8 protein-coding genes and 1 pseudogene are annotated in these 6218 nt (G+C 39.9%); 3 read left to right on the top strand and 6 right to left on the bottom strand.

What is annotated here, in order from left to right; translation table 11 throughout:
• From BLR42_RS23410 to BLR42_RS21575, 3 genes are all read right to left on the bottom strand, one after another.
• The coding region (locus tag BLR42_RS23410; RefSeq protein WP_207648596.1) for a transposase at positions 1–247 on the bottom strand (247 nt) is incomplete at its 3' end.
• A gap of 137 nt (positions 248–384) precedes the next feature.
• On the bottom strand, positions 385–954 hold the full coding sequence (locus BLR42_RS21580; protein ID WP_091873651.1) for a flavodoxin family protein: 570 nt from the start codon (positions 952–954) through the stop codon (positions 385–387).
• Between the two features lie 40 nt (positions 955–994).
• Positions 995–1408 carry a GNAT family N-acetyltransferase gene (locus BLR42_RS21575; RefSeq protein WP_242879471.1) on the bottom strand — a complete coding sequence of 138 codons (414 nt, stop codon included), beginning with the start codon at positions 1406–1408 and terminating at the stop codon, positions 995–997.
• Positions 1409–1912: 504 nt separating this feature from the next.
• On the opposite strand from BLR42_RS21575, the gene BLR42_RS21570 reads away from it, so the two are divergent.
• Both BLR42_RS21570 and BLR42_RS21565 read left to right on the top strand, forming a co-directional pair.
• Positions 1913–2941 carry a helix-turn-helix domain-containing protein gene (locus BLR42_RS21570; protein WP_170832935.1) on the top strand — a complete coding sequence of 343 codons (1029 nt, stop codon included), beginning with the start codon at positions 1913–1915 and terminating at the stop codon, positions 2939–2941.
• Positions 2931–3167 (top strand): restriction endonuclease, encoded by a 237-nt coding sequence (locus BLR42_RS21565; RefSeq protein WP_091873648.1) that lies wholly within the window; start codon positions 2931–2933, stop codon positions 3165–3167. The genes BLR42_RS21570 and BLR42_RS21565 overlap by 11 nt, the downstream gene beginning before the upstream one ends.
• Positions 3168–3254: 87 nt before the next feature.
• Here the strand turns inward: BLR42_RS21565 and BLR42_RS21560 are convergent, their stop codons facing one another.
• The 3 genes from BLR42_RS21560 to BLR42_RS21550 all read right to left on the bottom strand — a co-directional run bounded on the left by BLR42_RS21560 (position 3255) and on the right by BLR42_RS21550 (position 5856).
• Positions 3255–4334 (bottom strand): plasmid recombination protein, encoded by a 1080-nt coding sequence (locus BLR42_RS21560; protein ID WP_091873646.1) that lies wholly within the window; start codon positions 4332–4334, stop codon positions 3255–3257.
• A 206-nt stretch (positions 4335–4540) separates the two neighbouring features.
• A complete protein-coding gene (locus BLR42_RS21555; protein WP_027204527.1) occupies positions 4541–4774 on the bottom strand; it encodes a hypothetical protein in 234 nt (77 codons plus the stop codon).
• A 107-nt stretch (positions 4775–4881) separates the two neighbouring features.
• A complete protein-coding gene (locus BLR42_RS21550; RefSeq protein WP_091873645.1) occupies positions 4882–5856 on the bottom strand; it encodes an AAA family ATPase in 975 nt (324 codons plus the stop codon).
• 182 nt (positions 5857–6038) lie between these two features.
• On the opposite strand from BLR42_RS21550, the pseudogene BLR42_RS21545 reads away from it, so the two are divergent.
• A pseudogene (locus BLR42_RS21545) lies at positions 6039–6218 on the top strand (hypothetical protein); the annotation flags it as partial.

The raw sequence follows: 6218 nt of genomic DNA, 5'->3' as shown, positions 1-6218 counted from the left end.
TGCTACAATTGTAATCAAATATCTGCATATCAAGAGTAACCCTCTTACCAAGTATTGGTAAGTCTTGAGCCTTCCTATGATGCGAGCCGTGATGTTTTATTAAAGGCGCCCCACACTTATGGCAGGTGCAGTTGTTACTTACAGAATGCATTCTGATAATGATTTCATCATCAGTTTCCTCAACATCAAGTATCTTTAAATCAGCAGGGTAAAAACTCTGTAAGTCCAGAGAAGAAGTAGTAGACATATCCCTCTATCCTTTCGGAATCAATATATGTCTATTATACACCGCCTTGGAATGCTATACTATAGCCAAGTACTAATCGATGAGGAAGAACCACTAAATTCCACCCCTTCCACTCCAGACATGAAAGTTAGTTATCTTTAACTACTTTTCTCTTTATCAGAGCCATTAAAAAATTCAATTAGATTATTGATTCCTTTAACAGCTTGTTTGTCATCCAAAGCCGGAACCAAATTAGTGTTATGGCTGTACACTACATCATGAATATCATAACATTTCATGTGATGTAAAAGAGTGCAAGCAGTCTCATATGCCCTTTCTATTTTCCCATCGCCTCCACCTACCAGGATTACAGCACCCTTTTTAGGTTTGATGTTCAGCTCTTCCTTACGAAAATACTCTCCGCAAAAATAAGTCTGCAACCTACTTCCTATATCAAGTAATTTTCCTGTTAATTCAGAAAAATAGATGGGTGAAGCAATAACAACATTATCACATTCCTCTATATACTTATATACATCCTGCATTTCATCATTTATTGCGCATCCACTGTTTTTCCAGCAATGACGACAATCTACACAAGGAGAAATATCACAATAATAAGCATTTACTATTTTAGTATCGCCTTTTAAGCCTGATGTAATTAATTTGATTAAACTCACTGTATCTCCTGAAACACGCGGAGATCCGTTTAGAATTAACGTTTTCAACAATTCCCCCTAATGTCGGTTATGCTGCAATATAGCAGTTTTAAACCGCCTTTATCATTATCATTTCCATCGGTTGCTCATATCCAGGAACATCGACCACAAATCCGCCACAATCTTTATATCCCAGCTTACGATAGAAATGTTGTGCATCTTCATCGACCTGAGTGGATGTCATCAGCATTCCGTATCCCCGTGACTTCATATCCTGTTCCCAGTATTCCATCAACTGTTTTCCATATTTCTGATTGCGATAATCGGAATCTATGAATAGCATTGTGCAAAACGGAGTATTATCCCAGAAAAGATTATATCTGAGCACCCCGATGATTACCTCGTCTTCAGTATATACATACCCTTGTCCACATCTTACCTTTTCATCAAACACAGATTCTGGCAAATGCTTGTCGAGAGCATACCATGCTCCTTTATCACGTTTTTCAACCAGTCTTATCATTGATATTCTTCTCCCCATGCCGTTCTAAGTTGCCCTGTAATGTAATATGTTGCTACAAACTCTGTAATTGAATTTATAACCACTATTTCTTATTCTATCCAATGTACATACGTAAAACAAGGACGTTTTCACGCCCCTGCTTACCGCAGCAGAGTATTCATCTCTCCAAACTGAGATTATTCCTATTCAGATTCGGACATTGCTGTCTACCTGCTGCGTATGGTAGAAAGCTCAGGGCTACTGTATGCGGCTGGTGGCGACTTTAATAACTGCGATCAAAAATAATACTCTTATTTCACTTTCTACTCATTAAATCTTTGTCTGTCTTTTGTAAGATTATCTTCCAATCATAAATATAGGAGGAGAATTAACAGAAACATACTCAGCTTCATCACAATTCGCTTACAGGTTGAATTTCCTAAAATAAGCAGTTATTGTGAATTTGCCCCACGTGCACTATAGTAAATTCATCAGCTGATGAAAACAAATCGGAGGAACTCAACTATGGATATAAATTTAGGTAGAATAATTAAGCAATTACGTGCAGAACAATCTGTAACGCAAGAAGAACTTGCCGAATATCTCGGAATCTCTTTTCAGGCTGTGAGCAAATGGGAAACAGGCACAACCTTACCGGATATTACTCTGTTACCTAAGCTGGCTGCTTTCTTTGGGGTCAGGATCGATGAACTGTTCTCAATTTCTCACGATGACGAACTGGAAAGAATAGACAACATGCTTAAAAGAGAAACTATGACTGATCAAAACTTTTCTTATGCCAAGCGTGTTTTGGATGGAATACTTCGTGAGAATCCTGATGATACAGAAGCGATCAAACGTTACGCCAAGATTTATCTGTCAAAATGCAATACTGATATGCTGTCCGCAGGCAAGATGCTTGAAAGAGCAATGACTATAAGCCCTCTTGATGAAGAGATTTTTGCTTTATACCGAAGCGTCCGGGGCGGAAGTGAGTATAAGTACCACAGCGATAATGACTGGTTTATCCGGGTATGTGAGCCTTATGCCCGTAAGTTTCCCGGCAACACTAATCTCTATTGCATGTTGATAGAGGCAATGGTCAGTAAAAAATACTTTGACAAAGCAGAAGCCTTACTGGAGGTGGCATATTTTACCGGAGAAAACAAATACATTAAGGATATACTCCTTGGTGATGTTGCAATGGCCAAAGGGAATCCTGCAGGAGCAAAAGAAATCTGGAACAGAATTCCTAAAGATGATTGGCTTGGTCAATATGAGCTGGGTGAACGTTTTAACAGGCTTAATGAATATGAAAATGCAATTGAAAGCTTTAAGAATGCCTATATCGCCCAAACTGCCCCTCATAAAATAGATATGCTCTATTCATTAGCGTTCCTATACAAGAAACTTGGGAGATATGAAGAGGCAAAAGCGGAATGGGAATTAATCATAACTACTCTTCGTAAAGAATACAACGAACCCGAGGATTCCAACGACATTCAGTGGGCTAAGAATGAGATATCTCAGCTTGTATCGTTAATTGGCTCTTGAGGAATTTAATCTTCCGGCTCTTAAGCGCCGGGAAGAGTCTGTAATCTTAACAACATCCTCATTTTCTCAACCAGCTATCGAATACGCAAAATCATATCCTCATGCCACCATTTTACTGATTGATGGAAAAAAGCTCACCGAGCTTATGATTGAGTACAATATTGGTGTTTCCGATGCGAGAACAGTAACAATAAAGAAGATTGATAGTGATTACTTTGACTTATGATAAATAGCATGAGTTGGCAAGGTAACAAAGGGGCCTCGCACTAAATTCTTAGTGCGACAGCCCCTTGCCTATTGCACTATCAGTTATTCATCTCTCAGATCTTAGATTATTCCTATTAAGATTAGGGACTTGTTGCTCTTTTCTCTGATCAACTATTGCCTGGCTCTCTCTAAGCTTTTGTAAGAGACTTGTCCTAGCCTTTTCAGCTACCTCAGGCTTCTTGGTCTTATCCCACCATTCCTTGAATGTTTTGAAGGCTTTCGAGACTAATTTTCCCAGTGTAGTCTTAGGATTTTCAAGTGTTGCGTATCTCATGAATTCCTTTTTCATTTCTGTATTTACCACTGAGTCCACATATTGGTTAACTGTGCTTTCGATGTCCTCCTTCATTTCTTTAGCCGTTCCATCCAGAGCTTCAATCTGTGTTTCTTTCTCTTGGCACTTATCTTCCAGCTTTTCATATTCTTGTTGTTTTAGCCTCAAGTAGAATTCTTTTGAGAAGTCGCTATTCCTGCCCTTTTCTTTTGGCTTAAGTGTTTCATCTCCAAAGATTTCCGGATGGTCTTTCATCTGATGTTCTACAAAATCGTGCATCTGATCCTGTATCGTTTCCAGTCTTTTCTGGTCGAATACTTTTGTCTTTGCCACCTGCTTGCTTAGTCCTCGTTTGTATCCCGTTGCTACCGGAACTCCTACTACATGCATGTGAGGTGAATCCTCATCCAAATGTGTTACTGCCGATGCGATTTTGAATTCCGGAACTATCTCTTTTACATATTCAAGCTGTTCCCTTAACAGTGGCTTCATTGCATTCCACTGTTCTCTCGTCTTATCAGCCCAGAACTCCTTATCTCCTACTTGGAGAATTACTTCTGTAGCCACATCGTTCTTTTTGCTTTCGGATACATACTCCAGATAGTCCGGAATTTGTCTGTCGCTTCTCTTATCTTTGTTGTATTCCGCAAAAGCTTCGGAGAATTCCCTTTCGTAAATCTCTTTTACATCGTCGAGAATATTTACTTCACTCCCGACTTCCACTTCGATCATTTCTTCGTTATACTCTTCACTTTGAAATAATCGAAGATTGTGTTTGCTCACCGATACCACATCTCTTGTTTTGGTGAGCGAATGTTTCTTACATGAGATGTGAAATGTTACTGTTATCATAAACAAACTCCTTTCGTAATATTTTTTGCCGCCGGCAGGCCCCTCGGAGAGCCCCCGGATAATGATGTGTAATGTCATTATCCATAGGGGGTTACCCATAACGACACGTTATGGGGAAGCTCGCTCCGCTCGCCTGCCAAACCATTCATTCCTTGGCTGATTATTACCGGAGCGTGTCACGCTCCCGTTCAATCCATCAAGGAAAATCACCATCTAAAATCCTTGTGCATCCCCACCATGTCGAGGTAGTCCTGACGAGCTTTTTCTTTCTCCTCTTCTGTTGGTGCCGTCTTGAACTTTGAATAGATTTCATGCCTTGCTAGTTTTTCCATCTTGTCTTCTAGTTCTTTTTTGATTAAATCAGTGTCCTCATCAAACTCAAAGACCAGTAATCTTATCAACCTTATAAATAATTCCTGTGATATCTGTACGTTTTTCATTTCTTCCTTTCTTCTAGTCCGCAACAATGCAGTGTGTTTTTCTTTTTACAACCTTGCAATCTTAAGATTGTATTTTCAGACACCTTGCATTGTTGCGTTCTTGGATGTTATTCGTTTTCTTTCAATATCCAATACCAGATATTGTTAATTCTCTTGGCCTTTATTCCCAGTTCATTTTTGGCTATTTCCAGAGTTCTTTTTGATATATCTTCCTCTTTAGCCAGTTCTACTATCTCGTTGCTTGGGAGCATGTTATGGTCTTCTGCCAGTTCTCTCAGGAGCACTATCGCCCTTTCCTGCTTATTGGCTTTCGGTGCGATTCCTCCGAGAACTTCGTCCGCAGTTATTTCATAATCTCCAATCCACTCAAATCCCTTTTCTGATAATCTGAAGGCCTTGGAATGTCCGAATGCTGCCAGGTTGTTCTTTATTTGAACTATTGCTCTTAGTTCCGGTTCTCCTTCTATCCTGCCTACCAGCAGGACACTTCTTGCTACTGCATAGAAGTCTATTGATCCCATTCCTCGATAGGCTGCCTTGTTTCCGGAAGCTTTGTTCATGTGTCCGATAAGGATAATTGCACATTTGTATTTCTCTGCCAGAGCTCCTAGCTTCTTAGTCATATCCCTTGCTTCGTTCGCTCTATTCATATCCATTCCACCTCCGAGATATGCTTGTAGAGGATCCAGAATCAAGAGTTTAGCGTTTGTTCTTATGATTGCCTGCTCAACTCTTTCATCTACCATTGATAGCGATTTATCACTCTCATCTATCACATGGATTTTTGAACAATCAGCCCCGGCTCCTTCAAGTCTTGGCTTTACTGTATCAGCCAGTCCGTCTTCTGCTGTCTGATATATGATGTTTATAGGTTCTTCACTCTGCAGCCCTGTATCTAACGAAATTCCTTTTGATAACTTTGCTGCTGCATTTAGTACAAAAGTTGTTTTTCCATCCCCGGGATCTCCCTGAATGATGGTCAGCTTTCCATATGGTATAAACGGATACCATAGCCATGAAACTTCTTCAGCTTCTACATCTGACATCTGGATAAGCTTTAATTCTGGTTTGCTTGTTTCCATTTTGATTCCTCCAATCTTTAGGGTTGTTTCATGAAGCAAAATAAATATAGGGTCTTTTAGCGATGAAACTTAGAGGGAAAAGCATTATACAAAAGTGCTTTTCCCTCTTCCTTTTTCTGCTCTGTAGAGGTATAATATACCTAAAGTATAGGTATACGCCACCTATACGAAAGGAGGAAGGTATGAAGACTGAAAAAGTATATCCAGAATGGGTTCAGGCACAACGCGTTAAGGGGACTACCATCAAGAAAAAAGGTGATTCATATTACCTGTACAAGCGTACATCGAAAAGGGTTCCGGGGAAAAAATACCCCCAGCCTGTGGATACCTATATCGGGCTGATTACTCCGGATGGTCTGGTA

It is taken from the genome of Butyrivibrio sp. INlla16 (assembly GCF_900104155.1).
GTDB lineage: Bacteria > Bacillota > Clostridia > Lachnospirales > Lachnospiraceae > Butyrivibrio.
This window is presented reverse-complemented; position numbering and strand designations above follow the sequence as displayed.

Coding starts and splice junctions, on each gene's coding strand:
- BLR42_RS21575 (WP_242879471.1), bottom strand. CDS start 1,408: ATGATAAGACTGGTTGAAAAACGTGATAAAGGAGCATGGTATGCTCTC.
- BLR42_RS21570 (WP_170832935.1), top strand. CDS start 1,913: ATGGATATAAATTTAGGTAGAATAATTAAGCAATTACGTGCAGAACAA.
- BLR42_RS21560 (WP_091873646.1), bottom strand. CDS start 4,334: ATGATAACAGTAACATTTCACATCTCATGTAAGAAACATTCGCTCACC.
- BLR42_RS21555 (WP_027204527.1), bottom strand. CDS start 4,774: ATGAAAAACGTACAGATATCACAGGAATTATTTATAAGGTTGATAAGA.
- BLR42_RS21550 (WP_091873645.1), bottom strand. CDS start 5,856: ATGGAAACAAGCAAACCAGAATTAAAGCTTATCCAGATGTCAGATGTA.